The 26,619-nt window shown below is 66.7% G+C and carries 24 protein-coding genes; 18 read left to right on the top strand and 6 right to left on the bottom strand.

Features of this window, described 5'->3' with window-relative positions; genetic code table 11:
* Window positions 1-5: 5 nt before the first annotated feature.
* Both ACLJEU_RS26715 and ACLJEU_RS26710 read right to left on the bottom strand, forming a co-directional pair.
* Complete coding sequence (locus tag ACLJEU_RS26715) at window positions 6-854, bottom strand: histidinol-phosphatase (protein ID WP_414664648.1); 849 nt, start codon at window positions 852-854, stop codon at window positions 6-8.
* Between the two features lie 69 nt (window positions 855-923).
* Entirely contained in the window at window positions 924-2,336 is a 1,413-nt protein-coding gene (locus tag ACLJEU_RS26710; RefSeq protein ID WP_414664647.1) for a glycosyl hydrolase, read from the bottom strand.
* Window positions 2,337-2,502: 166 nt separating this feature from the next.
* Between ACLJEU_RS26710 and ACLJEU_RS26705 the strand changes: the two genes are divergently transcribed.
* Complete coding sequence (locus ACLJEU_RS26705) at window positions 2,503-3,081, top strand: MarC family protein (protein WP_414664646.1); 579 nt, start codon at window positions 2,503-2,505, stop codon at window positions 3,079-3,081.
* 20 nt (window positions 3,082-3,101) lie between these two features.
* Here the strand turns inward: ACLJEU_RS26705 and ACLJEU_RS26700 are convergent, their stop codons facing one another.
* Window positions 3,102-4,343 carry a M20 family metallopeptidase gene (locus tag ACLJEU_RS26700; RefSeq protein ID WP_414664645.1) on the bottom strand — a complete coding sequence of 414 codons (1,242 nt, stop codon included), beginning with the start codon at window positions 4,341-4,343 and terminating at the stop codon, window positions 3,102-3,104.
* Between the two features lie 212 nt (window positions 4,344-4,555).
* Between ACLJEU_RS26700 and ACLJEU_RS26695 the strand changes: the two genes are divergently transcribed.
* The 12 genes from ACLJEU_RS26695 to ACLJEU_RS26640 all read left to right on the top strand — a co-directional run bounded on the left by ACLJEU_RS26695 (window position 4,556) and on the right by ACLJEU_RS26640 (window position 18,618).
* Window positions 4,556-5,236, top strand: a complete 681-nt coding sequence (locus tag ACLJEU_RS26695) for an NADH-quinone oxidoreductase subunit NuoE family protein (protein WP_414664644.1) — start codon at window positions 4,556-4,558, stop codon at window positions 5,234-5,236.
* Window positions 5,233-7,248 (top strand): NADH-ubiquinone oxidoreductase-F iron-sulfur binding region domain-containing protein, encoded by a 2,016-nt coding sequence (locus ACLJEU_RS26690; RefSeq protein WP_414664643.1) that lies wholly within the window; start codon window positions 5,233-5,235, stop codon window positions 7,246-7,248. The genes ACLJEU_RS26695 and ACLJEU_RS26690 overlap by 4 nt, the downstream gene beginning before the upstream one ends.
* Complete coding sequence (locus ACLJEU_RS26685; protein ID WP_414664642.1) at window positions 7,245-8,990, top strand: NADH-dependent [FeFe] hydrogenase, group A6; 1,746 nt, start codon at window positions 7,245-7,247, stop codon at window positions 8,988-8,990. Before ACLJEU_RS26690 ends, ACLJEU_RS26685 begins: the two co-directional genes overlap by 4 nt.
* Before the next feature lie 4 nt (window positions 8,991-8,994).
* Window positions 8,995-11,043 carry a TonB-dependent receptor domain-containing protein gene (locus tag ACLJEU_RS26680; protein WP_414664641.1) on the top strand — a complete coding sequence of 683 codons (2,049 nt, stop codon included), beginning with the start codon at window positions 8,995-8,997 and terminating at the stop codon, window positions 11,041-11,043.
* On the top strand, window positions 11,040-11,921 hold the full coding sequence (locus tag ACLJEU_RS26675) for a DMT family transporter (RefSeq protein WP_414664640.1): 882 nt from the start codon (window positions 11,040-11,042) through the stop codon (window positions 11,919-11,921). The genes ACLJEU_RS26680 and ACLJEU_RS26675 overlap by 4 nt, the downstream gene beginning before the upstream one ends.
* Window positions 11,922-12,053: 132 nt before the next feature.
* Entirely contained in the window at window positions 12,054-13,037 is a 984-nt protein-coding gene (locus ACLJEU_RS26670) for an ABC transporter ATP-binding protein (protein WP_414664639.1), read from the top strand.
* Window positions 13,021-14,010 (top strand): ABC transporter permease subunit, encoded by a 990-nt coding sequence (locus ACLJEU_RS26665; protein WP_414664638.1) that lies wholly within the window; start codon window positions 13,021-13,023, stop codon window positions 14,008-14,010. Before ACLJEU_RS26670 ends, ACLJEU_RS26665 begins: the two co-directional genes overlap by 17 nt.
* Window positions 14,007-15,020 carry an ABC transporter ATP-binding protein gene (locus ACLJEU_RS26660; protein ID WP_414664637.1) on the top strand — a complete coding sequence of 338 codons (1,014 nt, stop codon included), beginning with the start codon at window positions 14,007-14,009 and terminating at the stop codon, window positions 15,018-15,020. The genes ACLJEU_RS26665 and ACLJEU_RS26660 overlap by 4 nt, the downstream gene beginning before the upstream one ends.
* Window positions 15,017-15,835 carry an ABC transporter permease subunit gene (locus ACLJEU_RS26655; RefSeq protein ID WP_414664636.1) on the top strand — a complete coding sequence of 273 codons (819 nt, stop codon included), beginning with the start codon at window positions 15,017-15,019 and terminating at the stop codon, window positions 15,833-15,835. The genes ACLJEU_RS26660 and ACLJEU_RS26655 overlap by 4 nt, the downstream gene beginning before the upstream one ends.
* Before the next feature lie 160 nt (window positions 15,836-15,995).
* Window positions 15,996-17,393, top strand: a complete 1,398-nt coding sequence (locus ACLJEU_RS26650; protein ID WP_414664635.1) for a hypothetical protein — start codon at window positions 15,996-15,998, stop codon at window positions 17,391-17,393.
* A gap of 29 nt (window positions 17,394-17,422) precedes the next feature.
* Complete coding sequence (locus ACLJEU_RS26645) at window positions 17,423-18,013, top strand: RNA polymerase sigma factor (RefSeq protein ID WP_414664634.1); 591 nt, start codon at window positions 17,423-17,425, stop codon at window positions 18,011-18,013.
* Complete coding sequence (locus ACLJEU_RS26640; protein ID WP_414664633.1) at window positions 18,010-18,618, top strand: hypothetical protein; 609 nt, start codon at window positions 18,010-18,012, stop codon at window positions 18,616-18,618. The genes ACLJEU_RS26645 and ACLJEU_RS26640 overlap by 4 nt, the downstream gene beginning before the upstream one ends.
* Before the next feature lie 138 nt (window positions 18,619-18,756).
* Here the strand turns inward: ACLJEU_RS26640 and ACLJEU_RS26635 are convergent, their stop codons facing one another.
* The 3 genes from ACLJEU_RS26635 to queC are packed head-to-tail and all read right to left on the bottom strand — an operon-like array spanning window position 18,757 to window position 20,875.
* Entirely contained in the window at window positions 18,757-19,386 is a 630-nt protein-coding gene (locus ACLJEU_RS26635; RefSeq protein ID WP_414664632.1) for an exopolysaccharide biosynthesis protein, read from the bottom strand.
* Between the two features lie 37 nt (window positions 19,387-19,423).
* Window positions 19,424-20,119, bottom strand: a complete 696-nt coding sequence (locus tag ACLJEU_RS26630) for a 7-carboxy-7-deazaguanine synthase QueE (protein WP_414664631.1) — start codon at window positions 20,117-20,119, stop codon at window positions 19,424-19,426.
* 57 nt (window positions 20,120-20,176) lie between these two features.
* A complete protein-coding gene (gene queC, locus ACLJEU_RS26625; protein WP_414664630.1) occupies window positions 20,177-20,875 on the bottom strand; it encodes a 7-cyano-7-deazaguanine synthase QueC in 699 nt (232 codons plus the stop codon).
* 100 nt (window positions 20,876-20,975) lie between these two features.
* Here queC and ACLJEU_RS26620 point away from each other — a divergent pair, with 100 nt between their 5' ends.
* From ACLJEU_RS26620 to ACLJEU_RS26600, 5 genes are all read left to right on the top strand, one after another.
* Window positions 20,976-21,857: a histone deacetylase family protein gene (locus ACLJEU_RS26620; RefSeq protein ID WP_414664629.1), complete on the top strand. Its 882-nt coding sequence runs from the start codon at window positions 20,976-20,978 to the stop codon at window positions 21,855-21,857.
* A 7-nt stretch (window positions 21,858-21,864) separates the two neighbouring features.
* Window positions 21,865-23,046: a ribonuclease D gene (locus tag ACLJEU_RS26615; RefSeq protein ID WP_414664628.1), complete on the top strand. Its 1,182-nt coding sequence runs from the start codon at window positions 21,865-21,867 to the stop codon at window positions 23,044-23,046.
* Between the two features lie 270 nt (window positions 23,047-23,316).
* Window positions 23,317-23,571 (top strand): hypothetical protein, encoded by a 255-nt coding sequence (locus ACLJEU_RS26610; RefSeq protein WP_414664627.1) that lies wholly within the window; start codon window positions 23,317-23,319, stop codon window positions 23,569-23,571.
* Between the two features lie 119 nt (window positions 23,572-23,690).
* Window positions 23,691-25,355: a fatty acid CoA ligase family protein gene (locus tag ACLJEU_RS26605; protein ID WP_414664626.1), complete on the top strand. Its 1,665-nt coding sequence runs from the start codon at window positions 23,691-23,693 to the stop codon at window positions 25,353-25,355.
* Window positions 25,356-25,462: 107 nt separating this feature from the next.
* The gene (locus tag ACLJEU_RS26600; protein ID WP_414664625.1) at window positions 25,463-26,497 is read left to right on the top strand and encodes an NAD-dependent epimerase/dehydratase family protein; all 1,035 of its coding nucleotides are present in this window, start codon (window positions 25,463-25,465) and stop codon (window positions 26,495-26,497) included.
* Window positions 26,498-26,619: the final 122 nt, after the last annotated feature.

Below are 26,619 nucleotides of genomic sequence, written 5' to 3'. Positions count from 1 at the left end.
CGCCCTCAGCGCGGCTGACTCGCCAGCGGCACTTCCCGCAACGAGGCGAGCGCGTCATCGATTGGCACGATGTGGCGTTTGCGCTCGAGGAAGTAACTCACCGTTTCAAAGCCGAGTTCGTCGAGCATGCGGAGCGCCTGCTGGTAGCGATCGCCGACGCGGGCGGGCCGGTGCGCGTCGGCGCCGAGCACCACGGGGATGTCGCGCTCGCGCATCAGGGTGAGCATCTGCGGACCGGGATTCATTTCCGGCAGCGCCTTGTTCAGGCCGCTGGTGTTCAGCTCCATCGCGACGCCCGTCGCCGCGATGCGATCGAGCGCCTTCTTGATGTCGGACTCGATGCGCGCGAACTGCCATTCGTGGGGCGCCTCGTTCTTCACGAGGTCAGGGTGGGCGAGCGTGTCGAAGAGTCCGGTCTCGGCGGAGTCGGCCAGATGACCGAAGTACGTGCGCTGATACTCGAGGGCGTCACCGGTGTAGAACTTCGACCGGTAGAACGACACCTGCATGTGGACGGAGCCCAGCACGTGATGCAGTGGGACGCGCGCGTGGAGTTTTTCGCTCCAGGATTCGAGGCCGGGGAAGAAGTCGCTTTCGAGTCCAAGGCGAACATCCACGCGACCCGCAAACTCTTCGCGGGCGGCCGCCACCATCTCGACGTACTTCTCGTACTCGTGGGGCGCCATGCGGTGCTCGAGCCCCATGTTGTCGGGCAGCGGGCCGTGGCACGTGATGATGATGCCCTTCAGGCCGCGTTGCTCGGCCACCGCGGCATACTCGGAAGGCGTGCCGGTCGCGTGTTTGCAGAGCGGAGTGTGCGAGTGTGATTCGTAGAGCAGCGGCGAAATGGGCATGTGGTCGAGACGCGGGGTCTGAGCCTCACTCACATGCTCACGCGATCCGTGGCAGACGCAACCCGGCGCTCAGAAAAAGGTATAGTATTTACCCTCGGCGAGACGCTGGATGAGGAGCGCGAGTTCGACCGCGTGGTAGTCGCCCCACATGCACGCTTCACCGCAGGGCACCTTGCGGCCGGCCGGGATGTGGTCCCAGCCGTTCGGACGGTGGTAAACGCTGTGCAGCAACAACCCCTGATGCTTCTTGTCGGTCGAGAGATACGGCTCGCCGAAGAGCGTATCCGCAATCGTGAGTCCCGCCTGGAAATACTTCCTGCCGGCAGCCTTTTCGCCCTTGGCGGTGAGATAGTTGCCGAGGCGCAGGAGACCTTGGGCGGTGATGGCCGCGGCCGAACTGTCGACCGGCTCGTGGGCGTTGAATGGATCCGCGTCCTTCTTCGTGTAGTCGCCGAGTTGGTGGGAGTTGAGCGCCATGCTGTCCCAGTACGGCACGCCATCGCGGGCCGAGTAGCCGTCGATGTAGTAGTCGCTGGCGGCGCGGGCCGTCTCGAGGAACAGGTCGGTCACGGCGCGACGGCCGCCCACGGCGTCGAGGTCGGCGCCTTTCACCGTATCCAGAAATTCGAGCTGCTCGGCATAGCCGCAGATGATCCACGCGGCGCCGCGCGTCCAGGTGGTGAACGGCGAGTAGCCCTGCTGTGAGCTCGGGCAGCGGAACTGGCCGTCGTTGCGGTTGAAGACGCTCTCATGCGCCACGCGCCCGCGCACGTCGTACGAGTCGCGGCCCTGTCCAAAGAACACGTTGAACCGCGCCGTGGTGGCGGCGTGCTCGACGGCGCGATGCAGCAGGTTGATCGGCTTGTCACCCTCGCCCATGAGCACGTGCCCGAGCTGGTGCGCGACCACGAGCGAACGCATCGAGCGGATCGTGTCGGCGAACAGCGACTGCGGTCCGTTGAAGGAATAGATGTAGCCACTGGGCGCGACGCCCGCGCCGGCGCCCACCGGCGACCACGGCTGCTTGTAGGCGGTCGGCACGTGGCGCGCGGCCTGCACCGCGCCGGACGCCTTCAACGCGATCTCGGTGTAGTCGAGCTCGCCCTGTTCGCGGGCGATTTTGCCTTCGAGAATGAGCCGGCGCAGATTGCCGTAAGTGGAAACGTTGTTGAAGCCGTGATCGTGCACGCCGACATGCGACACGTGCGACGCCATGTACTTCACGGTCTTCTCGCGGCCGAGCTTCAGCATCGCGGCGTCACCGGTGGCGTCGAAGTGCAGGAACGCCATGCCGAACTGAAATCCCTGCGTCCACTCGGTCCAGCCGCGGGACGTGTATTTGCCCTTGATGGTGAAGACCGGTGTGCCTTTCGACGGATCCCACGCGGCGTCGATGGCGCGAATCTTCTGGCCGGCGAGTTCGAAAACGCGGGTCGTTTTCTTCTGCAGCTTCTGCGGTGTCAGGGAGGAGTTAATCTTCATGGCAGGGACAAAAAGGGAGATGAAACAGGAGGGCCACGTTGCCGCGCACGTCGCGGCGAAACAAGGGGAATGTAGGCCGGGGCGCGGCCGTGGTGGGAGCGCCCGCCGCCGCTGCCCGTTGCACCCGCGCTCGACGCCACGCTCCGCCTCGGGTTAGGTTCGACGCATGCCGGTCTGGATCGAAAAATTTCTGCAGGCGTTCATCCCGATGTTCGTCGCGATCGACCCCGTCGGACTGGCCGCGATCTTTCTCGGCCTGGGTCAGGGCGTGGCTGCGGCGCAGCGTCAGCGGATCGCCCGTCAGGCGACGATCACGGGCGGCGCCGTGGCGCTGCTGTTTCTCTTTCTCGGGTCGAGCATGTTTCGTGCGCTCGGGATTGCGGCGAGCGATTTCCAGATCGCGGGCGGGCTCATCCTTTTCATTCTCGCCGCGCGCGAACTGATCCAGTCGTCGGCGTCGCCCGCGAGTCTGCCGGATGACTTCGGCATCGTGCCGCTGGGCATGCCGCTGATCGCGGGGCCCGCGTTGATCACGACCCTCATCGCGCTCGCGCAGACCCTCGGCGTGCGTTACGCGCTGGCGGGGCTGGTCGTGAATCTTGGGCTGGTGATGCTGGCGTTCACGTTCAGCGAACGCCTCGGCCGGATGATCGGCGCGGCCGGGTTGCGCGCGATTTCGAAGATCATCGCGATGCTGCTCGCGGCGATCGCGGTGAACATGATCCGCGTCGGCTTGAAAGGGTAGGCTCCGCCGCGCCCCTGCGCTCAACCCGCAAACGTCGTCAGCAGCTCCGCGTAAATCTTCGCGCTCGCGATCAGTTCCTTCACCTCGGCCCGCTCGTCGACGCCGTGATAGTCGATGCCACCGGGACCGTACCCAAGCGTCGGAATCTTCAGGTGATGCGAGAAGAAATGCATGTCGTTGAAGCCCGTGGAGACGTTGAACTTGGTCTTCTCCTTCCGCACGCGGGTGACGCAGCCCGCCATGGCGTTGAAGAACGGATGCGTCGGCTCCGAGAAACACGGATAGTTTTCCGAGATCTTGTGCACCGAGATCGTGCACTGCGGGATCTGCCGCGCGGCCTTCACGAGGAAGGCGCGCAACTCGCGCTCGGCGGCCGCATGGGTTTCGGCCGGGATGACGCGCCGGTCGATGGTGAAGCTGGCTAACGCCGGCACGGTGTTGATCTTTGCGCCCTCGCCGCAGTGAAAGACGCCGCCGAGGTTCACGGTCGGCCGGTGGAGTTTTCCCTCCGGTGTTTTCCAGGTGCGTTGCGCGAGCGTGTGCTTGTAGGTGTCGAAGGCGCGGACCAGCGCCGCCATTTTTTCCAGGGCGTTGATGCCCTTCGCCGGCAGCGATCCGTGCGCGGGGCGGCCGTGGACGTGCACTTCCAGCCAGAGCGTGCCGTTGTGGCCGCAGCACACGTGACGGCCCTCGCCGCCCTCCATCACGACGGCGTAGTCGGGCTTGATGGGGGCGTGGGCGACCAGCCAGCCCGTGCCGAGCGCGGAGTCGGTTTCCTCGTCGGCTGTGAACGAAATCTCGACGTTCATGCGCGGCGCGGTGCCGGTCGCCCGGAGTGCGCGCATCGCCATCAGCAGACTCGCGATCGAGCCCTTCATGTCCGCGGTGCCGCGGCCGTACATCCATCCGCGTTCGATTGCGCCGCTGAACGGGCTGCCGTGTTTCCAGGTTCCGGATACGGGCACGACGTCGTAATGGGCGTTGAAATGGATCGTCTTCCGCGCGCCCGCCACCGGCCGCTGGCCGAGCACGTTGAAGCGCGGATAGCCGTGCTGCTCGGGCGGCAGCTCCTTCCTCATCAACGCGGCCGGGATCGGAAAGCGCCGCGTGCGGAGACCGACGTCCTCGAGCTCATGCACCAGCCACTTGGTGATCGCGTCGTAGTTTTCGCCGGGCGGATTGACGGTGGAAACGCCGACCAGCTGCTGCAGCCGGCCGAGCAGCTCTCCGGGATGGCGATCGATGAAGTCAGCGGGGGACACGCGGGCAGGGTGCCGCTCGCTTCCGCCGGTGACACGGAAAATCGTCCTCGGCGCGCGGCGTTTTCCCTGCGAACAATTTTTGCCGCAAGCACTGCCAGGCGAAACGGTTCCACGCCCTGTGTCCGAGGCTGAGCCGGGCCTGCAAGAAGTGCACAGCGTTGAACAACTCGCGCGAAGTGCCGGGCCATGGGTATTGGTACTGTGGCGACGCCATGAAAAGCTCCGCCGCCGGGTTGGACGCGGAACACGTCACGAGACCTGCGGATCTCGGGCGTCACGATGAAGCGAGCCTGCTCGAAATGCTCGAAGCACTGGAGCAGCAGCATGGTTTCGTGCCGCGGGACGTCTCCGAGGAGGTCGCGCGCCTGGTCGACGTGAAGCTGGAGCGTCTCCGCCGGCTGCAGCGCAAACTGGATTCGACGGTGCGGCGTGACGTCCAGCAGCACGTCGCCCGCTGGCGCAACGAGGAGGGCAACCTGATCATGATCCTCCACGCGATCCAGAACCAGCACGGCTACGTGCCGCGCGAGGTGGCGATGGAGCTCTCCCGCGAACTCGGCGTTAAGCTGGCCCGGATCTACGAGGTCATCACGTTCTACCACTACTTCAAGCTGCAGCCGCCGGGGGCTCACACGCTCACGGTGTGCAACGGCACGGCGTGTTACCTGAAGGGTTCGGCCGATCTGCTGAACGAGGTCCGCGCCCAGCTCGGCATTGCGGAAGGGCAGACGACCCCCGACCGGCAGTTTCACCTCGATGTCGTGCGCTGCATCGGCTGCTGCGGCATGGCGCCGGCGATGGTCGTCGACGGCAAGACCTGCGGACACGTCAAACCGTCGGAAATCGCCGGACACATCGCCGCGATCAAGGCGAAGAAGGAGGCGACGCCATGAACCCGATCACCCGCGCGCAACTTGAGGCGCTGGCCACCCAGCCGGTCATCGACCCGCCGGAATGGATCCGCGTGCAACTCGACACCGGTGGCATCGCCGCCGGAGCGGAAATCGTGTTCAACGCCTTGAAGTCGCTGCGCGAGGAGCGGACACTCTCGTTCGCCCTGCTGCGCGCCGGTTCGATCGGCTACTCGTTCGCCGATCCCGTGGTCGAAGTGCAGGCGGCTGGATTGCCGCCGGTGCACTACGGTCGCGTCACGCCCGAGATTGCCGCGCGCATCGTCGACGAGCATCTGGTGGCTCATCGCTTGCTCGACGACAGTGTGATCGCGAGCCGGCAGCGCGGCCTGACGCTCACGGCTCCCGTGACGCATCTTCTCGTCCGTGACACCGGGCCCGAAGCCGGCAGCAAGACGGCTTTCTTCCAGTCGTCGTTCGTCGAGGAATTGAAACGCTCCGCGCCCGGTCGCGCCGTCCAGGTGGTCCGTGCACTTGACCTCGGCGTGTACGATGAAGGCGCCGTGGTGCAGCTGCTGCCGTCCGGCGTCACGTATGCGAACGTCCTCGCGCCCGACGTTGCGCGCATCGTGACGGAGTCGGTGGTGAAGGGTCGGGTGCTCGATGACCTGCTGTGGAAGGTGCCCGACAAACAAGTGCGCATCGTGCTGCGGCATTGCGGCAAGGTGGATCCCGACAGTCTCGATGATTATCTGCGCCGCGCGGAGGGTTACCAGGCGCTGCGCCGCGCGCTGTTCGAGTTCACGCCGGAGCAGGTGATCGCCGAGATGAAAACGAGCGCGCTGCGTGGTCGCGGCGGCGCGGGATTCCCCACGTGGATGAAGTGGCAGCTGACGCGGTCGCAGCCGGCCGCGCAGCGCTACGTGATCTGCAACGGCGACGAGGGCGATCCCGGCGCGTTCATGGATCGCAGCGTGCTGGAGAGCGATCCCCACGCGGTCCTCGAGGGCATGATCATCGCGGCGTATGCGATGGGCGTTTCGCAGGGCTATTTCTACATTCGCGCCGAGTACCCGAAAGCCGTCGAACGGATCGATCGCGCCATCGCGCAGGCGCGCGAACTGGGACTGCTTGGGCCTCGTATCTTGGGCAGCGACTTTTCCTTCGACGCGAAGATCCGGCTCGGCGCCGGGGCCTTCGTGTGCGGCGAGGAAACTGCCTTGATCGCTTCCATCGAAGGGCGTCGCGGCAGTCCGAGCCCGCGGCCGCCCTATCCGTCCGTGCGAGGCCTGTGGGGAAAGCCGACGGCGATCAACAACGTGGAGACGCTCGCGTCCGTGCCGGCCATCCTGCTGCAGGGCGGCGCGTGGTTCGCGGGCTACGGCACCGCCACCTCGAAAGGCACGAAGGTTTTTGCCGTCACCGGCAAGGTGCGCAACGCCCAGCTCGTCGAGGTGCCGATGGGCACCACGCTGCGCGAGATCATCTACGACGTCTGCGGCGGTGTGTTCGAAGGCCGCGACCTCAAGGCCGTGCAGACGGGCGGTCCTTCCGGCGGCGTGATCCCGGTGCAGCACCTCGACACGCCGGTGAGCTACGAAACCCTGCAGCAGCTCGGCTCGATCATGGGCTCGGGCGGCATGCTCGTGATGGACAAGACCGACTCGATGGTCGACGTCGCCAAGTTCTACCTGAAGTTCTGCGTCGACGAATCGTGCGGCAAGTGCGCGCCGTGTCGGATTGGTGGATACCAGCTCCTGCAGATCCTCGATCGGATCTCGCGGGGCCGGGGCGGCGCTGCGGACGTGGCGCAAATTCGCCGCATCTGCCTCGCGATGCAGCGCGCGTCGCTGTGCGGTCTGGGCCAGACCGCGCCCAACCCGGTGCTCTCCACCCTGCGGTACTTCAACGAGGAATATCAGGCGTTCATCGAAGGTGGCCCCAGCTACGCCCGCAAGATGACGCGTCCCGCGGCGGGTGCCGCGAAAACTCCGTCGACGGCCGAGGCCGTTCCGGCGGGCGCGCCTGTCACTGTCAACCCGGCCGCACCATGATCAAAGCCCGCATCAACCAGCTCGATGTCGAGGTCCCGGAAGGCACCAGCATCCTCGACGCCGCGCGCCACGTGCAGGTCAACATCCCGACGCTGTGCAAGCACAAGGATCTGCTGCCCACCGCCGCCTGTGGCATCTGCATTGTCCGCAACAAGGGCGCCAACAAGTTCATGCGCGCGTGCTGCACGCCGCTGGAGAATGACATGGAAATCACGACGCACGATCGCGAGATTGTGGACGTCCGGCGCTCGACCCTGGAACTCATCCTCTCGAACCACCCGCAGGCCTGCCTGACCTGCGGCCGCAACGGTGAGTGCGAGCTGCAGTCGCTCGCCGCGGATTTCAACATCCCGCTCGAGTCGATCAAGCGGTACGTGAAGGAGGTCCCGCCCGATCGTTCCACCGGCTCGATCATCCTGGATTTCCAGAAGTGCATCAAATGCGGCCGTTGCATCCAGGTGTGCCAGGACGTGCAGAACGTCTGGGCGTTGTCGTTCCTCGATCGCGGCATCAACACCCGCATGGCTCCGGCCGGCGACATCACGCTTGCTGAATCGCCCTGCGTGAAGTGCGGCCAGTGCTCGGCGCACTGTCCCACCGGCGCCATCGTGGAGAACGACGAGACGCCGCTGGTGTGGGAGGCACTGACGGACCCCGAGAAGATCTGCGTCGTCCAGATCGCACCCTCGGTCCGCGTGACCGTCGGCGAAGCGTTCGGGCTGCCGCCCGGCACGAACCTAACGAAGAAGCTCTATGCGGCACTGCGGCGGCTGGGCTTCAAGGCCGTGTTCGACACGAACTTCTCGGCGGACGTCACGATCGTCGAGGAGGCGAGCGAGTTCATCCAGCGCTTCGTGCACAAGCGCGGCGCGCTGCCGCTCATCACGTCGTGCTGTCCGTCGTGGACGGATTTCATGGAGAAGAATCACTACGATTTCATTGATAACTTCTCCACCGCCAAGTCGCCGCAGCAGATGCTCGGCGTGCTGGCCAAGACCTACTACGCGCAGAAGCTCGGACTCGATCCGGCGAAGATGTTCGTCGTCTCGATCATGCCGTGCACCGCGAAAAAATATGAACTGTCGCGCACCGAGGAGATGTACGCGTCGGGGCACAAGGACGTCGACGTCGCGCTCACCACGCGCGAGCTCGCGCGCATGCTCAAGCAATCCGGCATCGACTTCCTGAATCTCGCGGACGGCCACGCCGACTCGCTGCTCGGCGACTACTCCGGCGCGGGCACGATTTTCGGTGCCACCGGTGGCGTGATGGAGGCGGCGATCCGCACCGCTTATTTCTACGCCACGGGCAAGGCGCTGCCGAAGATCGAACTCGAGGCGGTGCGCGGCCTGAAGGGCGTCAAGGAAGGCACGGTGATGATCGAGCACACTCCCGTGCGCGTGGCCGTCGCGCACGGCCTGGCCAACGTCGAGCAGGTCCTCGACCGGGTCCGGGCTGCGCGCAAGTCCGGCGGGGAGACGCCGTATCACTTCATCGAGGTGATGGCGTGTCCGGGTGGGTGCATCGGCGGTGGCGGCCAGCCCTACGGCGTAGACAACGAGCGCCGGAAGCTCCGCGCCGCCGGACTGTATCAGGATGACCGTGACGCCGCCGTGCGCTGCTCGCACGAGAACCCCGAGGTCATCCGCGTCTACAAGGAGTTCCTCGGCCAGCCGCTCGGCGAACGCGCGCACGCGCTCTTGCATACCCGCTACACCGCCCGGCCGCTGTACAAGCGGTGACGCCATGCGCGCCCGGATCCTCGCCGTCGCCCTCCTTACCGGAGGGGCGTATGCGGAGGAGCCGGACGCGCCGCAGGTGCTTGCACCGTGGATCGTGATCGAAACGCGGCTGACGCCGGGTGCGGCGCCGACGCGGGCCACTGCCGTGTTGCCGGCGGAAGCGTGGTCTGGCCGGGCCGTCGCCACGCTGGCCGATGCCTTCCGCCAGATTCCCGGTGCGATGATGCTGGAGAGTTTCGGCGGCTTCGAGCCGCCACGACTTTCGATTCGCGGCTCCGGCATTCAGAGCGCGCCATCGAGCCGTGGTCTCTCCCTGCTCCTCGATCAACTCCCACTCGGGCTGGCGGACGGTTCGTTCAACAGCGCACTGCTCGATCCGCAACTGGCCACGCGCGTCGAGGTGCAGCGCGGACTCGACGGCTGGCGGACCGCGCCTGGCACGATGGGCGGAGCGTTGGATCTGCGCGGTGACGACCGCATGTGGCCCACGGAGGCCGCCGCCGCGCTTCGGACCGAGGTGGGATCGTTCGGCGCCTGGCGGAGCCACGCGCGGGGAACATATGTCCGGGATAACTACGCCGCGTCCGGAGCCGTCTCGTTCCAGACCCAGGACGGGTTTCGGGCGCACAGCGCGCAGCGGCGGGAGGCGATGCGAACTGCGTTGCGACGCCGACTGGGCGGCGACACGGAGGCGACGGTGGCGTGGTATCACGTCGACGCCCGTTACGACGTGCCCGGGCCGCTGACCTGGGCGGAGGCGTTGCTGGCGCCGCGCAGCGTTTCGTCGGATGTGAGTCGCGACCAGCCGCACCGTGCTTCGACCTTCAACCGCGTGACGGCGTCAGTCGGCCAGCACACCGTCGCGCGCGAACTTGAGGGCGGCATCGCGTGGGGCCGCACCACGGACGGGTTCCAGCAGTTGCAGGCGAACGGAATCAGCGACTCCCGCAGTGACGACGTCAGCGTGCATCTCATGGCCGCGCCGCGCTTGGACGTGGGCGGCGCGACGCACCGGTTGCGCGTGGCGGCGACGGCGTCACGGGGCTGGCGCACGGTGAAACGTTGGCGCAACGACGCCGGGCAGCGCGGGCCGCACTTCGCCGATGACGAGCTGACGCCCTTCACAGCGATGGTACAGGGCGAGGATACCTGGGCGATCACGCGGCGGGTGATCGGCACCGCGGGTCTCGCGCAGCTGATGGCCCGGCGGACGATAGCCGATCGCCTGCGAGTCACGCCGCGTTCGGTGGTGGAGTCGCACGACACGTTGCCGCAGGCGGGCCTGCAATGGCGCTTCTGGCGTGACTGCACGCTGCTCGGCCAGGTGTCGGCCGTGGCTGAGCCGCCGACATTTGACGATCTCGTGGTGGTGGCTGGACCGTATCCGAACCTGCGCCGCACCCTGCAGCCGCTGGCCACGCAGCGGGCGGTGACGGCCGAGATCGGCGTGCGCGGGAGTGCGGCTGCGTGGGCGTGGGACGCGGCGGTATACCGGGCGGCGTGGCGCAACGAAATCCTGCGGCTCGCGGACGCCAGTGGTGCCGCGCGCGGCGCGGTGAATGCGGGGCCGACGACGCACGCCGGCGTCGAAGTGGCGCTGCGCTGGCGATTCGTGACCGAGCCGGTGCGTTGGTCATTGGCGGTATCCACTGCGTGGAGTCGCGCGACATTCGACAGCGACACGATCCATGGATCCGGGCGGCTCGCCGGCATGCCGCCGCACACCGGAACCGCAGAATGGCTCGCGGAGTTTCCGCGCGGAGCGTTTGCCGCGGTCGGCGCGGATTGGGTTGCGGGGACGACGTGGGCCGATCACGCGCACCGCCTTGGTTATGGCGGCCGCACGCTCGCCCACGCGCGGGCTGGCTGGCGTATCGGCGGACGCTGGACGCTGTTCGTCGACGCGCGGAATCTCGGCGATCACCGTAGCATCGCCAGCACGGCGGGCGTGCTCGATGTCGCGCGCGTGCCCGCGGCCACGGCGATTTTTCTGCCGGCACCGGGGCGAACGTTCACCGTGGGCGTGGAGTGGAACCGGAGGGCTTCGCCATGATGGGCGCGCTCGGCACGCTGCTGTTTTTTGCGGTCACGCCGGTGTTCGCAAATCGCGCAGCGCACCTGCTCGGCAGTCTGCGCGCCAATTTCTGGCGGCTCGCTGTCGCGGCCGTGCTGCTCGGGGCGTGGGCGCATCTGGCGGGCGGGGGGTGGACGGGGCCGGCGCTGCCGTGGTTTGTGGGTGGCGGCGTGGTGGGCTTCGGCGTGGGCGGAGTGGCGATGTTTCAATCGCTGCCGCGGCTCGGTTCGAATCTTTCGACGCTGATCGTGCAGTGTGGCTCGGCGATCGTGGCCGCGAGTGTGGAATGGCTCTGGCTGGGGACGCGGCTTTCGGCGCTCCAACTGATCTGCGTCGCACTGACGCTGGCCGGCGTCTCGCTCGGCTTGTTTCCATTCGAAGCCGAACCCGCGCGGCCCGGGGCGTGGCGGGCCGGCGTGGCCTGGGCGTTCCTTTCGGCGGTGGGTCAGGGCGTCGGTGCCGTGATCAGTCGCAAGGCCTTCATGGTCGCCGCGGCGGCGCACGCGCCGGTGGATCCGGGAACGGCGGCGTATCAGCGCGTGATCGGCGGGCTGGTCGTGGCGTGGCTGGTGTACCGGCTGGTCCGGCCGCGCGCGCCGCTGATGCGCGATCTTCCGACGGCGTGGCCGTGGGTGACGGCGAATGCCCTGACGGGGCCGGTGCTGGGCGTGACGTGTTTCCAATGGGCGCTGCGCTCCACGCCCGCGGGCATCGTGCAGCCGATCGTCGCGGCGGCGCCGTTGCTGACGATTCCGTTCGCGCTGTGGCTCGAGGGAGCGAGACCGCGCTGGAGTTATTGCGCAGGCGCGGTGCTGGCGGTGGCCGGGGTGGCGGGATTGATGACGTGGCGTGGATGAACGCCTCCCGCGTTTGTTGCCGTGCGTACGCTCAATCGCTGTGTCGTGGCCGGCGTGAACAGATTTCTGTAACCTCGACCTGGCGCGGCGTGTAGTGCACCAGAAGCCATCGGCCGAAACTCCTGTCCCGCGTTGCAAGCCACCACACTTTCCACTCTTCCGCCTCCTCTCCCGGAGCGGGCCGATGGTGATTTCATCATCGAGGCCCGCGGGCTGGGGAAAACCTATGGATCGCAGCCGGCGCTGGTGGACTTTTCCGTGCAAGTGCCGCCCGGGACGATCGGATTGCTGGGGCCCAACGGTGCGGGCAAGAGCACATTCATCAAGTGCCTGCTCAATCTCGAGACGCCCACGACCGGCACGGCGCGCGTGCTCGGTCGCGACATTCGTGCCGCCAACCGGGCGTCGCGCGAGCGCGTGGGTTACAGTCCCGAGCAGGATTGCCACATCGCAGGCATGGCCGGGTGTGAATACGTCACATATTGCGGGCAACTGTCCGGCATGCCGATGCGGGTGGCCCGGCAGCGCACGCATGAGATTCTCGATCTCGTCGGCATGGGGCAGGAGCGTTATCGCCCGGTCGACACGTATTCAACGGGCATGCGCCAGCGCGTGAAACTGGCGCAGGCGCTCGTGCATGACCCGAAGGTGATCTTCCTCGATGAGCCGACCAACGGCCTCGATCCCTCGGGACGCGAGCACATCCTGAAGCTCATCGGCTCGCTGTGGCGCGACCTCGGAATCAGCGTCGTCATGTCGTCGCACCTGCTGCGCGACGTCGAGCGCGTCTGCGATCGCGTGATCATCATCGGCAACGGCCGGCTGCTCGAACACGACAGCATCGTGGCGTTGAAGAACCGGCATCGCCGGATTGTGGAACTCGCGCCGGCGTCGGAGGTGGAGCGATTCGTCACCGTGCTGACGTCCACGGGCGCAAAACTCACGCGGCTCTCGAATGGCAAGCTGCGGGTGGAATCGGAGTCCGATTCGATCGAGTGGATTCTGCAGCTGATGCGCGCCCACGGTTTGCCGCCGGCCGAGATCGTCGCAAATCCCGACGCCCTGCACGAATTGTTCATCCAATCGATCGGTACCGCCCATGGAAGCCAGCCTTGATCTCAGCCGCTGGGGCGAAACCCCGCGCGGTGTCGGCTATCGCCGGTGGACGATGATTTCCACCGGGCTGCGGCAACTGCTGCGGCTGCGGCTGTTCAAGTTCTTGCTCGCCGCCGCATGGAGTGGCGGCGCGGTGCTGGCGGCGCTGGGCTTTTTGTTCAGCCAGTCGATCGCGACGGGCGGCTGGCTGGCGAGCCTCGCCGAATTTCTTGGACCGCGCGCGGAGGCGATGGCCTCGGTGCTGGGGGCGTTCATCCTGCTGTATCCAGATATCTGTATCGGCGGTTGGTTCACGCTGATTTTCTGGCTGCACTCCTTTCTCGGGCTGCTTCTCAGTCTCGTGGCGCTCACGGCGATGGTGCCGCGGCTCATCACGCGCGATCGCGCGACGAACGCTCTCACGGTCTATCTCTCCCGTCCGCTCACGTCGGGCGACTATCTCGCGGGCAAGCTCGGGATGATCGTCGGCGTGCTGGTGTTGATGTGGACGGGGCCGCTGCTCTTCGGCTGGCTGCTGAGCGTGGCCTTTGCGCCGAGCAGCGATTTCATCGTGCACTCGATTCCGCCGCTGGGCCATGCGCTCGCGTTCCACGGCATCGCGCTTGTCACCCTCGCCGCGATCACGCTGGGCGTGTCCGCGATCAGCCGGACCTCGCGCACGACCACGGTGCTCTGGATGGGACTCTGGCTGGTGCTGGGCGCCGTGGCGAAACCGCCGGGCGCGCCCGAATGGCTGCGGCGCGCGAGTTTCACGTACAATCTCGAACAGGTGAGGCAGGGGACGTTCCGACTCGACCAGGCGCTCACGCTGGCGAGCGACACGCTGCCGCTGCTGGATCAGCGCGTCGCGCAGAATTTCCGCGGCGCCGCCGACAAGGTTCAGCCGAAGGGCTATGCCGGCGCGCTGGCGAGTCTCGCCGGCTTCGTGCTGCTGGGATCGTTTGTTTTTTTGCGGAGGCTTCGACCCGAATGAGTGCGCACGCTGAAGACAATGGCCGCGGTGCCGTCCCGCCGGAATCCGATTCGATGCGGGCGGGATGCCTGCACTCCCGTGCGATCGTGGAGGGCGAGAGCCTGAGCCGGTTCTACGGGATGATTCTCGGTTTGAACAACGTCTCGTTCACGATCCGGCCGGGCATCACCGGCGTCGTGGGGCCCAACGGCGCGGGCAAGACCACGCTCTTCCGTCTGCTGCTCGGACAAATCCAGCCGAGCTCCGGCACGCTCCGGGTGTTTGGCGCGGAGCCGTGGAACAACCCTGCGGTTCAGGCGCGGCTGGCGTACTGCCCGGAAATTGAGTCGGTGCCGCCGGGGATCGGATCGTTCGACTGGCTGGTGGCGCTCGGTATGATTTCGGGTCTTTCCGGGGCGGAGTCGAAAACGCGCACGCGGGCCGCGCTCGATCGGGTGAAGCTGGCGTCGGCGCACTGGTCGAAGCGTCTCACCGCGCTTTCCAAGGGCATGCGCCAGCGCGTGAAGCTCGCGCAATGTCTGTTGCACGAGCCCGAGCTCGTGATTCTCGACGAGCCGATGAACGGGCTCGATCCGATGGGACGCGAGGACATGGCGAATGTCCTGCGCGAACTCGCGCGCGACGGCCGGAGCGTGCTGATCTCGAGTCACATTCTCCACGATCTCGAGGCGTTGTGCGCGGAGTTCCTGCTGCTGCGCTGGGGGCGGATTCCGCGTTCGCTCAACGACGCGACCTCGGCCGATGCGCGCGCCCGCTGGCCGGACGCGACGAGTTTCCGCTGCGATGCGCCCGACAAGCTCGCGCGGCATCTCTTCGATCGCGGGCTGGTGCGCGGCTGCGACATCGTGGCCGAGGCCGGCCTGCTGCATGTGCGCTGGCTTGATGCCAGCCGCTTCTACGGCAACGGCGAGTTTCACGAAACGCTCCTCGAGAGCGGCGTTCGCATCTTCGAGGTGCAGAGCACGGCGTCGCTGCTCGAGAAGGCAATCGACGCCCCCCACGAACCATGAACGCGCCTGTGTCCCTTGCTCGAACCGTTGCAGGCGTCGCGCCCAACGCCTGGCATGCCTTCGGCGGCATCTGGCGACTGACCGTGCGGCGTTACCTCAGCCTCGGGCACGCGCTGAAACTCGTCGGCATGCTCGCGGCGCTCGTGGTGTTTTCGATTCCGGCGGCGCCGAATCCGGGCGCGGCGGCGACGGATTTTCTGCCGTGGGCGGCGACGTTTTACATCTGCTTCCTGACGCCGCTGATCGCATTCATCGCCGGCGGAGGTGCGATCCGCGACGACCTGGCGGCGGGTTCAATCGATTATCTCTTCACGCGGCCCGTGACGCGCCCGGCGTTCGTGGTGTTCCGCTTCCTGTCGCATGTGGCTTGTCTGCAGCTCAACTTTCTCCTGGCGCTCGCCACGGTGGTGGGAGTGGGGCTCTTCCACCGGGTGCCGGACCTCGCGGCCGCCGTGCCGCAGCTGCTGCTGGCGCAGGTGCTCGTGATCACCGTGTTCAGCGCCTTTGGTTTTCTCTGCGGCATGCTGACCTCGCGTTACATCATCGTCGGCCTCGCCTACGGTGCGATCATCGAGGTGGGTTTGGGCAGCGTGCCCACGCAGATCAGCCGGATTTCCATGCTGCGGCAGACCATGAGCATCGTGCAGTCGTTGCTGCCCGACGAACGCGGGCTCGGGCAGAAGCTGCAGCTGGTGGCCGTGAATCCGGCCGGCGCCGTCGTGCTGCTCATCGTGCTCGCGATTGCCATGATCGCGGTGACGGCGCTGGTGTTTCGCTGGCGGGAATTGCTCGGTTCCGCGGCGCGGGAAAACTGAACGCTTGCCGTAACATGAAGCTCCAGCGCTACCTCTCCGCGTCAGCGTCGATCGTGGCGCCGCGCACCCTCGGGCCGGCTCCGGCGCGGTCGACGTCGGTGCCGACTATTCGTAACCTGGGTCGCATCCCGCGTGTATCAGGGGCAACATGACTTCCAAAATGAAATGCATCTCTCTTCGCGCCGCCGGTTGGGCGCTGTCCCTGCTTCCGGCGGTGCCCGCGTTCGCCGCCTACAATCCGGCCATCGTGGCCGCTGACGCGCAGTGGGTGTTGCACGCGGATTTCGCCGCGCTCCGCGCCGGCACCATCGGCCAGGAGCTGGTGGCCGCGCTCGAGAAAGCCCAGGGCCAGGCGACGGGCGGAACGGTGGGCCTCGATATTCCGAAGGTCCTGATGACGGTGGGTTCGCTCACCGCGTATGGCACGAACCTCTCGGGCGATCCCAACGCGATTGATGGCGCGCTCATCGCGCAGGGGACCGACGATCTCCGCAAGATTGCGGAAAGCCTGCTGCTGCAGGGCACGCTCGCGCAGCCCGAGGTGTTCACCGAGGCGAAGGATTATCCGTTTCCCGCGTACGCGGTCACTGATCCCAAGGCCCCGGCCGCGCGGCGCATGCAGGTGATCGTGGCGTTTCCGCCGGAGCCGATCATCATCGTGAGCAAGTCGCGCGCGCAGGTGCTCAAGGCGCGCGAGGTGTTTCGCGGCGCCGCGCCGTCGCTGATGTCGGGGGGGGCGTCGCCCCTCAGCAAGCTCACGGGCAATGCCGCCGGCGCCTATCTGTTTGCGGCCAGCGTGCTGCCCACGGAACCGTTGTTTCCGCAGAACGCCCCGCAGGCGCGGCTGCTGCAAATGGCGAGTTCCGGCTCGCTGGCGATCGGCGAGCGCGGCCCCGATGTGTTTGCGCATGCCGAGCTGCTTGCCTCGTCCGAGCAGAGCGCGGACAAGCTCATGAAGATCCTCCAGGGCATGACCGCGGCGCTTTCGCTGGCGGAGACGAACGATCGTCAGCTGGCCGAGTTTCTAAATGCCACCGGCGTGAGCCGCGACAAGGAGACCGTCACGCTGCGGCTTGCGTATCCGAGCGCGCGGCTGGCGCAGATGGGCAAGGCCCTTCAGGGCCAGGTGGAAAATCGGCCGGTGAACCGCCCGCAGCCCATCACCACCGGCCGGACCCTCGCCGAGTGGAGCGCTGAAGCGGCGTCAGGCGCTGCGCCGGCGGGCGACGCCGCCGCGCTTGTGACCCGCACGATCGAAAATGTGAAACTCGAGAACAGCGTGGCCATCACGGTGGGGCGTGCGCTCAATGGCGGCCGCAATGCCCGCTTTGATCGCGTCGAAATTGCGCCGGCGGACGGCTCGGGCTCGCCGTTGATCTTCCGCTCCGAATTCATGCGCGCCGTCGGCGGACGCGGCACGATGTCGCAGTTTCAGTTCCCCGGGGCCGAAGGCACGTACACGTTGAAGGTCGTCTACGTGAACGATCCCGAGGGCAAGGCGAAGTACGCGGTGAGCGTGGCCGAGCCGAAAGCGCGTCCCGCGGCTGCCGGGCGCTGACTGACCGGCGTGGAGCCGACATGGAAACGATGACGCTCTCTGCCACACCCCGCGCTGAAGCCACCGCATCCATGCCGGATGCGGCGGCTTCGCCTGAGGCCGAAGCGGCGATCGTCCGCGCGGCGGCGGGCGGTGACGTGCGGGCGTTCGAGCAGATTGTCCGGCTGCACCAGCGACGCGTGTATCATTTCCTCTACCAGATGACGCGGCAGCGCGAGGACGCCGAGGACTTGACACAGCAGACGTTTCTCAAGGCGTTCCGGCATATCCAGCGGGTTGATGGCGATCGGCCGATCATCAACTGGCTGCTCACGATCGCGCGGCACAACGCGCTGAATCATTTTCGATCCGCGAAGAAGTGGGATCATGTCACCGACGAACCCGTCAGCACCGCGCCCTCGCCGGCGCACACCGTGGAGCAACGCGATCGCGCGGAGAACGTCTGGGCCCGCGCCCGGCGCGTCCTCTCGCAGCGCGAGTTCGAAGTGATGTGGCTGCGTTTCGCCGAGGATCTGTCCACCGAGGAAACCGCCCGCGTGATGGAGCTCACGCAGATTCACGTGAAGGTGATCGTGCACCGCGCCCGCCAGCAATTGATGAAAGGAGACCAACAGCCATGACCTCGAAGCCGTCACCCCGCGTTCGCCCTGTCTGCCGAGTCATCCGCCAGTGGTGCGTCGTCACTGGTCAGGCGCAGCCGCGGCATGCCGCCAGCTGCGCGGACTGCCGGGCGTATTTCCAAACCGGAGACGCCGTCGAGGGCGCGTTGCGGCGCGACGCCGGGGCCTGGACGCAGGCGTCGCCGGCGCCGTCCGCGGGATTTGAACGCGAGCTGCTGCGATCGATCCGGGAGGAGGCGGCGGTGCAGGCGCCGGTGCGGACACCCGGCGGCGCCTGGCGATCGTTCGGCGTGGCGATGGCGGCGTGCGCGGTCGTGGCGGGCATCGGTTACGTGCAGTTTGGCGGCGGCACGTGGCGTCGCGACGTCCCGGATACGACGGTCGCGGCGGAGACCGCGGTGGTGCTGGAGACGGTGGAGTCGCTGTCGCAGGGCCTGGTGGAGACCGTCATTCCATCGGCCGGCGCGCTCGTCGCCGACAATCCGCTGCAGCGCGAATTCGATTCCATTTACGCCGACGCGCGTTCCGTGCTGGGTTTCCTCGCGCTGAACTTTCTGCCGACGACGCCGGAGAACGCGGGAGTGGTGCCGGCGCGGAGGATTTGAGGGGGCGCGTGATCGGGGAGTTGAGAGTTTGGAGCTGAGAGTTGAGAGCCTGATCGGAATCAGGTGCCGGTGAGCGGCTTGGTTCGGTTTCACTCTCAACCCTGAACTCTCAACGCTCAACTTCCGCCCCCGTGCCGCTCAGTGCAGCCACTTCCAGATGAAGTCGAAGGCCTCGACGCCGAAGAGGGCGATGGCGGCGAAGAAGGCCATGGCGAGCAGCGCGGTGATGTGACCCGCGATGATGAAGACGCCGTCGCGTTCCAGCAGCCCGCCGGAAATCAGCATGATGCCCCAGGCTGGGATCGCGTTGCTGAACGGGACGGGGAGCGGCAGCAGAAGTAGGAGCGCGCAGATCACGATCGGAAGGGCGTGCAGCTGGAGCAGGCGCCCCGACGCCGTCACGCCCAGCAGGCGCGGACGCAGCAGGCGCTCGAAGCCGACGATGATCTTGCGGGTGACGGCAAACACCTTGGCGAACGTCGCCGGCGGCAGTCGCGTATCGAGGAGGCGCACGGGCAGCCAGGGTTTCGCGCCGAAGACGAGCCGTGCACCGATGATCGCGATGATGAGGCCGAAGGGCGTGGACACGCCGGGCAGCGGGATCGGCGTGCAGAATGGCAGCGCGAGCAGCATGATCAGCAGGACGAAGCCGCGCCCGTGCAGCAGGGCGAGGACTTCGCGCAGCGTGACCGTCTCGACTTCGAACTCGCGCAGGATCAGGGCGAACTCCTCCGACAGCTTGCGCGGTCGGGCGGGATCGGCGGGCACAATGACACTCGTGCCGGCCGCAGCGGGAGGCGGCCCGCTAGGTTCCGCGTCGATTGCCATAGAGTTCGATGTGCAGCCGGTGCGCGTAACGGTAGCCGCGCGCCTTGCAAAGTTCCCCGAGCCAGGTGGCGCGGCTGCGCATTTTTTCCAACGAGGTCGCCTCAGGCATGAGCAGCACCTTGTGTCGCGGGATCTCGCGCTGGAGCGCGGCGAGCATGAATTCGAGTTCCTCGACGTCCTCTGGCCGCGCGACCACGAACTTGAACTGGTACGCGTAACGGTCGATCCACGCGCGCACGACGTCCGGCTGCCAACGCGTCGCCTCGTGCTTCTTCCGCCAGGCCGTGTGCTCGATGGGATCCGGGGCGGAGTTCAGGAGCTTCGGCGAGAGTGACGCCAGATCGCAGGCGATGCCGTCGGGTGCGACCGTGGCAGCGGTTTCAATCGTGATGTGACGGCCCAGCGCCTTCAACTCCGCGGCGAGCGGGCGGAGATCCTTCGCGATCATCGGTTCGCCGCCGGTCAGCACCACATGCTGAGTGGGTGAGTGGCTGACGACCTCGGCGACGATTTGGGCGACGCTCTGCATCGTTCCCTCAGGGTTCCACGACGCGTACGGCGTGTCGCACCACGCGCAACGCAGGTTGCAGCCGCTGGTGCGGACGAACACCGACGGCACGCCCGTCAGCTCACCCTCGCCCTGCAGCGAATGAAATATTTCGGAAATCAGCATGGAATTTGCCCGCTAATCACGCCAACGGGCGCGAATATCAAATGGCATTCGCGCATATTAGCGCAATTCGCGGGCGTCCGGTTTGGCCGGCAACGGTTCGCTGGCGGCGTAAACCGTGGGATCGACGAGGCCGGCGAGCGCGAAGGCTTCGCGGCGTTCCACGCAGGTGCCGCATTTGCCGCAGTGCACCGCGCCGCCTTTGTAGCACGACCACGTCTGCGCGAAATCCACGCCGAGCTTCGCGCCTTCAGCGGCGATCTGACTTTTGGTGAGCGCGATGAACGGCCGCAGCAGCTGGATGCCGGCGTACGTGCCCAGGCGCATGGCGTCGCCCATCGCGCGCATGAAGTCCTCGCGGCAGTCGGGATAGATCGCGTGATCGCCGCCGTGCGCCGCGATGACCAGGCCACCGGCGTCGATGCTCTCCGCGAAACCGCACGCAATCGACAGCAGGATCGCGTTGCGAAACGGCACCACGGTTTGCTTCATGTTGGCGGCCTCGTAGTGGCCTTCGGGAATCGCGCCGCCGCTCTTGAGCAGATCCGATGCAAACAGCCGGTTGATGAAATCGAGCGCGATGATCTCGTGGCGCGTGCCGATCTGCGCGGCGTGCCACGCGGCAAAGGGAATTTCGCAGTGATTGTGCTTCGCGCCGTAGTCGAAGCTGACGGCCGCCGCGACGTCATGCTCGCGCCGCGCCCAATGGAGCGCGGTCACTGAATCCATTCCGCCCGAACACAGCACGACGACTTTCATGGCGGGAGTGCCGCAAGATGGCGGCGAAAGCGCAAAACCATAAACCGAGGCCCGGGCTTGGATTCTTCCGGCCGGTGCACATCGTTGGGGTGATATCACCATGCTGATTCTGCACGATCCGCGCTGCGCGGACTATGGCTCGTCGATGCGGCCGGAACAGCCGGCGCGCGTCATTCGCTCGGCCGCGCATCTGCGGACCGCGCACCCGGACTGGACGTGGCGCGTGCCCGCACTGCCGCCGGGCACCGAGGAGGCGTTGCTGCTGGCGCACACGCCGGCCCACGTGAAACGGCTGGCGCTCGCGCGCGATTTCGACGGCGACACGCCGTATTTTCCCGGCATCGCCGATCACGCGCGGCGTTCGGTCGCGTCGGCCTTGGAAGCGGCGCGGCACGCGCTGACCGCCCAGCCGCGGGAGCCGGTGTTCTCGCTGATGCGACCACCCGGCCACCACGCCACGGGCACGCAGGCGATGGGTTTTTGTTATCTCAACCAGATCGCCATCGCCGCGCTTTATGCGCAACGGCACCTCGGCGCCGCGAAGGTCGCGGTCTGGGATTTCGATGCGCACCATGGCAATGGGACCGAGGCCATCCTGCAGGAGCAGAAGAACACCTTCTTCGCCTCGGTGCACCAGCATCCGGGCTATCCCGGTACCGGCACGCACGATGTCGGCCCGCGGGTGCGCAACTGGCCCGTCCGGCCCAACGCCCCGCGCGCGGACCACATGGCGGCGCTGCGGGCGTCGCTGGACGCCGTCCTCGCGTTTGGCCCCGACCTGATTCTGGTCTCGGCCGGTTTCGACGCTTACGCGCAGGATCCGATCACCTCGATGACACTTGAACGGGAGGATTTTGCCACGCTCGGGCGCTGGCTGCGGGAGGCGAACCGGCCGGCGGCCGCGTTGCTGGAAGGCGGATATCACGAAGATCTCCCTTTGTTGATTGATGCCTTCCTCATGGCGTGGAATAACGCCTCCTAGCCGCCGCATGATTTCGCGCTTCCTTCCGTCACGCCTCCGCCGTTTGCTCGGTGTGAAAGTGACCACGCGTCCACCGTCCTACCAACTCCTCGACCAACCTGGTTCGCTCGAGCCGCTGCTCCGCGCCATCGAGAAAGTGGACGAAGTCTCCCTCGATACCGAGGCGGACAACATGTACCACTACAAGACGCGGGTCTGCCTGTTGCAGTTCCTCGTCGATGGCGACGTGTTCCTCGTGGACGTCCTCGCTCCCGGGCTGAAACTCGAGCCGCTCTGGGCGGTGCTGGCGAAGAAGCACCTGGTGATGCACGGCAGCGATTTCGATCTGCGGCTGCTCCACGACCTTTGCCGCTTCCAGCCGAAGAGCCTCTTCGACACGATGTTGGCGGCGCAACTGCTCGGGCTGGCCCGCATCGGTCTCGCCTCGCTGCTCGACCAGCACTTCGGGGTCGCGCTCGACAAGGACGGCCAGAAGGCCAACTGGTCGAAGCGCCCGCTGACGCCCAAACTGCTCAACTACGCCGCGCTTGATGTGTGGCACTTGCCTGCATTGCGCGACATCCTGACGCGCGAGCTCAAGAAACTCGGTCGCCTCGACTGGCTCGATCAGCAGTGCCGGGCGCAGATTGAAGCCGGTTTTGAGGGCTTTGCCCCGCCGACGGAAAACGACTGGCGGATCGGCCGTAGCGAACGGCTCCGCGGGCCCGGTCTCACCGTGTTGCACGCCATCTGGCACTGGCGCGAGGCGCAGGCACAGCGTTTCGACACGCCGCCGTTCAAGGTCTGCGGCAACGCCCTGCTGCTGAAAATCGCCGAAGCCGCCGAGGCCGGCGACAGCGAGTCGACGATCCTGAACGCCGTGCACCTCGGCAAGCGCCACGAGCGCATCTTTCCGTCGCTCGCCGCCGCCGTGCGGGCCGGGCTCGCGCGCGATCCCAAGACCCTTCCGCGCCGCCCCGGCCGCGATTCCAGCCACGTTTCCCTCTCGCAGGAGGAGGTCGAGTTGCAGGAACGGATACGTGCCGACCGCGATCGTCTCGCCAAGAAACTCGAGATCGAGGCCACGCTCATTGCCAACCGTTCGCAGCTGGCGCAGATTGCCCGGCAGCCGGACCGGTTGGAAGACGTGCTGCTGCCGTGGCAGATTGAACTGCTCCGGGCCGAACCGGCGTTGAAGGCCCTCGCTTAGCCGGAGCCATGCAGGTGAAAGTTGAAGGGTGAAAGTTGAAAGACCCGAGCAAGAGCGGCGCGCATAATGCATTGAATTCGACCAGACCCGAACCATTCAGAACGCCTCCGAATTTCTACCAGAATCCCGCTTCCAACGAAGGCATCAGGCCGCTTTCAACCTTCAACTTTCACCTTTCAACTGCATCGCCCTCGCTTAGGGGCTGAAAAGCCATTCGCGAGCCTTGCGAAACTTTCCCCCGGCACCCAGCGTCCATCCCCGCCGCTCCCCATGAACAAGAAACTTTCGCTTTCCGCTGCCCTGGTTTTGCTCGTCCTCGCGTCCGGTTGCGCCACGCGCAACACCTCAAGCGGCGGCAAGGAAACGACGGTGCTTGGCGGCGTGGTCACGGTCGCGACGGACTCGTTTCAACCGACGACCCCCGCCACGCTCGATGCCGACACGTCGAAGATCGTCGGCAAGAACGGCCCGTCGGGGAAGAAAGTCTCGCTCTTCTGGGGCTTGGTCACGCTGCACGATTATTGAGCGGGCCGCCCGGCCCCGCGGCGACTCCGCCGCCATCGCAGTGAATCCCCGGTAAAGTGCCGCCCCTGAGGCGGCCTTTTTATTGCCGTCACTCGAACGCCTCGCACGATTCGCGCGCCATGCCCGACTATGCCCCCGCCGGGTCTGCCGCCGGATCCAACGCCAACATCGCCCGGCACCTCGGGACGATGGCCGTGGATCACCCGCAGGGCGTGGCGTTGAAGGTGCCGCGCGGGCGCAACCGTGCCGGCGAAATTGATTACCTCGCGCTGACCTTTGCCGAGCTCGATGCCGAGGTGGCGGCGTGGTGCGTCCGCCTCGCGCGCGCCGGCCTCCGTCCGGGCGATCGCACGCTGGTGATGGTGCGACAGGGGTTGCCGCTGATTGCATCGGTGTTCGCGATCTTCCGGCTCGGCGCCGTTCCGGTGGTGATCGATCCGGGCATGGGCTTGAAAAGCTTCCTCGCGTGCGTGGCGCGCTCGCAGCCCCGCGCGTTGGTGGGCATCCCGTTCGCGCAACTGGTCAGTCACGTGGCGCGGTCGGCGTTTCGGTCGGTGCGGATCCGGGTGTCGGCCCGGAATACCCTGACCGCGCGCCTGACGTCCGGCCTGTTTGGCACCGCGCCCCAAGTCCGGCCGGCGCTCAACGCCCCGACCGATCTCGCCGCGGTGTTGTTCACCTCGGGCTCGACGGGTTCGCCCAAGGGCGTGTGCTACGAGCACGGGATGTTCGACGCCCAGGTCCGGCTGATTCGGGCCACCTACGCGATTGAACCGGGGGAAATCGATCTGCCGCTGCTGCCCATTTTCGCGCTGTTTAACCCGGCGCTCGGCATGACGACGATCGTGCCGGAGATCGATCCGCGGAAACCCGCGGCTTTGGATCCGGCGAAGATCGTGCAGGCCATCCGGCAGGAGCGGGTGACAAACTCCTTCGGTTCCCCGACCCTGTGGCGCAAAATCGCCCAGCATTGTCGCGATCAGAACGTCACGCTGCCCTCGCTGCGCCGCGTCCTGTGCGCCGGCGCCGCGGTCCCGGCCTCGCTCTGGGAGAACGCCCGCGTCTTCCTGCCGAACGGCCGGCTGCACAGTCCGTACGGTGCGACGGAGGCGCTGCCGGTGACGAGTGTGTCGGCCGCCGATATCGAGCCCGACTCAATCCGTGGCGCCTGCGTGGGCCGGCCCGTGGCGGAAATGGAGATCAAGATTGTCGCGGTCACGGACGGCGCCATCGCGACGCTCATGGACGCCCGCATTCTCCGGCCGGGCGAGATTGGCGAGATCATTGTCCGTGGTCCCGTGGTCACGAAGACGTACGACTGGCAGCCCGACGCGACCGCGCTCGCGAAAATTCGCGGCGAGTCGGGGATCTGGCACCGCATGGGAGATTGCGGGTACTTCGACGCCGACGGCCGGCTGTGGTTTTGCGGCCGCAAGGTCGAGCGCGTGGAGACCACCACCGGCACGCTCTACACCGAGCCGTGCGAGCAGGTATTCCGCCGCCATCCCCGGGCGGCACGGTGCGCGCTGATCGGCCTGGGACCGCGGGGCCGCCAACGGCCCGCGATCGTGGTGGAAACGAAACTCAAGGATGACGCGGACGGCCGGGCCTTCGCGCACGAATTGCGGACGCTGGCGCTCGCTCATGCGCACACGTCGGGCATCGCGCACTTTTATTTCCGCGCGGCGTTTCCGGTGGACGTCCGGCACAACGCGAAGATCCACCGCCTCACGCTCGCGCAATGGGCGGAGACGGCGGTGGGCTTTGAGAGCGAATCCAAGTGATCGCGTGGTGGCGGCCAACGGCGCTCCACGCCTGACCTGATTTTCGTGTCCTTCGTGTGTTTCGTGGTGACCTCTGCCGCGGGATTTCGGATCAGATGGGTCGCTTCATGATCGATCCCACCTCACGCGCGCCGGTGCTCGTCACCGGAGGCACCGGCTTCCTGGGCCGGCGGCTCGTCGAGCGTTTGCTCGCCGCGGGCCGGCGCGTGGCGGTGCTCGGTCGCACGCCCGCGGCCGATCTGGAAGCACGGGGCGTGCGTTTCATCCGCGCCTCACTCGATGACAGTGCAGCCGTCGCGGCGGCGTGCGCCGGCGTCGAAAGCGTATTTCACGTCGCGGCGAAGGTCGGCGTCTGGGGACGCTACGATGATTTTTTCCGCGCCAACGTCCTGGGAACGCGCGCGCTCCTCGCCGGCTGCGCGGCGCATGGGGTCAATAGGCTGGTTTACACCAGCACGCCCAGCGTCGTGTACAACGGCCGGGATCTGGCTGGCGCGGATGAATCGCTGCCGCTCACGACGGAGTGCCCGAGCCCGTATCCTTTGACCAAGGCCATTGCCGAGCGCGAAGTCCTGGCGGCGAACAGTCCGCGCCTCCGCACCGTGGCGCTGCGGCCGCATTTGATTTGGGGCGTCGGCGATCCGCATCTCGTGCCGCGCGTTTTGGAACGCGCCCGCGCGGGGCGGCTCCGGATCATTGGCGAGGGTCGCAATCGCGTCGACATGGTGCACGTCGAGAACGCCGTCGACGCCCACCTCCTCGCGGATGTGGCGCTCGCGCGCGAGGACGCCGCCGCCGCGGGCCGCGCGTACTTCATCACGAATGGCGAGCCGGTGATCCTTTGGGACTGGATCAACGATCTGCTGCGGGCCTTGGGCGAGCCGCCGGTCACGAAACATCTTTCGCTGCGCGCGGCGTCGGCGATCGGCGCGACGTGCGAACTGCTGTGGCGGGTCTTGCCGGTGAGCGCTGAGCCGCCGATGACGCGTTTCATCGCGGCCGAGCTCGCAAAGGAACACTGGTTCAATCTCGCCGCCGCGCGGCGCGACCTCGGCTACGTGCCGCGAATCAACATGGCGGAAGGCACGCGGCAGTTGATCGAGGCGTTGCGCCCCGGGAGCGCAGGCGTCCCGCCTGTCTGAAGCTGTACCGTGCAGCAGACCGCCCGCGAATCACGCGAAGGGGCGCGAATTTTGGAGGAAAAACAAAATCCACCCACGCTTCCGCCAAGTTCACCATGGCGTGAGGGCTCATTCTTCCTCGC

Origin of the sequence: Terrisphaera buseokensis (assembly GCF_047521145.2) — a bacterium.
In the GTDB taxonomy this organism is placed as follows: Bacteria; Verrucomicrobiota; Verrucomicrobiia; order Opitutales; family Opitutaceae; genus ER46.
The sequence above is the reverse complement of the archived record's forward strand: the minus strand, read 5'-3'. Positions and strand labels throughout refer to the sequence as shown.

What these genes read in the sequence shown, in the direction of transcription:
- ACLJEU_RS26715 (WP_414664648.1), bottom strand. Translation starts at nt 854, where the DNA reads ATGCCCATTTCGCCGCTGCTCTACGAATCACACTCGCACACTCCGCTC.
- ACLJEU_RS26710 (WP_414664647.1), bottom strand. Translation starts at nt 2,336, where the DNA reads ATGAAGATTAACTCCTCCCTGACACCGCAGAAGCTGCAGAAGAAAACG.
- ACLJEU_RS26705 (WP_414664646.1), top strand. Translation starts at nt 2,503, where the DNA reads ATGCCGGTCTGGATCGAAAAATTTCTGCAGGCGTTCATCCCGATGTTC.
- ACLJEU_RS26695 (WP_414664644.1), top strand. Translation starts at nt 4,556, where the DNA reads ATGAAAAGCTCCGCCGCCGGGTTGGACGCGGAACACGTCACGAGACCT.
- ACLJEU_RS26690 (WP_414664643.1), top strand. Translation starts at nt 5,233, where the DNA reads ATGAACCCGATCACCCGCGCGCAACTTGAGGCGCTGGCCACCCAGCCG.
- ACLJEU_RS26685 (WP_414664642.1), top strand. Translation starts at nt 7,245, where the DNA reads ATGATCAAAGCCCGCATCAACCAGCTCGATGTCGAGGTCCCGGAAGGC.
- ACLJEU_RS26680 (WP_414664641.1), top strand. Translation starts at nt 8,995, where the DNA reads ATGCGCGCCCGGATCCTCGCCGTCGCCCTCCTTACCGGAGGGGCGTAT.
- ACLJEU_RS26675 (WP_414664640.1), top strand. Translation starts at nt 11,040, where the DNA reads ATGATGGGCGCGCTCGGCACGCTGCTGTTTTTTGCGGTCACGCCGGTG.
- ACLJEU_RS26665 (WP_414664638.1), top strand. Translation starts at nt 13,021, where the DNA reads ATGGAAGCCAGCCTTGATCTCAGCCGCTGGGGCGAAACCCCGCGCGGT.
- ACLJEU_RS26660 (WP_414664637.1), top strand. Translation starts at nt 14,007, where the DNA reads ATGAGTGCGCACGCTGAAGACAATGGCCGCGGTGCCGTCCCGCCGGAA.
- ACLJEU_RS26655 (WP_414664636.1), top strand. Translation starts at nt 15,017, where the DNA reads ATGAACGCGCCTGTGTCCCTTGCTCGAACCGTTGCAGGCGTCGCGCCC.
- ACLJEU_RS26650 (WP_414664635.1), top strand. Translation starts at nt 15,996, where the DNA reads ATGAAATGCATCTCTCTTCGCGCCGCCGGTTGGGCGCTGTCCCTGCTT.
- ACLJEU_RS26645 (WP_414664634.1), top strand. Translation starts at nt 17,423, where the DNA reads ATGACGCTCTCTGCCACACCCCGCGCTGAAGCCACCGCATCCATGCCG.
- ACLJEU_RS26640 (WP_414664633.1), top strand. Translation starts at nt 18,010, where the DNA reads ATGACCTCGAAGCCGTCACCCCGCGTTCGCCCTGTCTGCCGAGTCATC.
- ACLJEU_RS26630 (WP_414664631.1), bottom strand. Translation starts at nt 20,119, where the DNA reads ATGCTGATTTCCGAAATATTTCATTCGCTGCAGGGCGAGGGTGAGCTG.
- queC (WP_414664630.1), bottom strand. Translation starts at nt 20,875, where the DNA reads ATGAAAGTCGTCGTGCTGTGTTCGGGCGGAATGGATTCAGTGACCGCG.
- ACLJEU_RS26620 (WP_414664629.1), top strand. Translation starts at nt 20,976, where the DNA reads ATGCTGATTCTGCACGATCCGCGCTGCGCGGACTATGGCTCGTCGATG.
- ACLJEU_RS26615 (WP_414664628.1), top strand. Translation starts at nt 21,865, where the DNA reads ATGATTTCGCGCTTCCTTCCGTCACGCCTCCGCCGTTTGCTCGGTGTG.
- ACLJEU_RS26610 (WP_414664627.1), top strand. Translation starts at nt 23,317, where the DNA reads ATGAACAAGAAACTTTCGCTTTCCGCTGCCCTGGTTTTGCTCGTCCTC.
- ACLJEU_RS26605 (WP_414664626.1), top strand. Translation starts at nt 23,691, where the DNA reads ATGCCCGACTATGCCCCCGCCGGGTCTGCCGCCGGATCCAACGCCAAC.
- ACLJEU_RS26600 (WP_414664625.1), top strand. Translation starts at nt 25,463, where the DNA reads ATGATCGATCCCACCTCACGCGCGCCGGTGCTCGTCACCGGAGGCACC.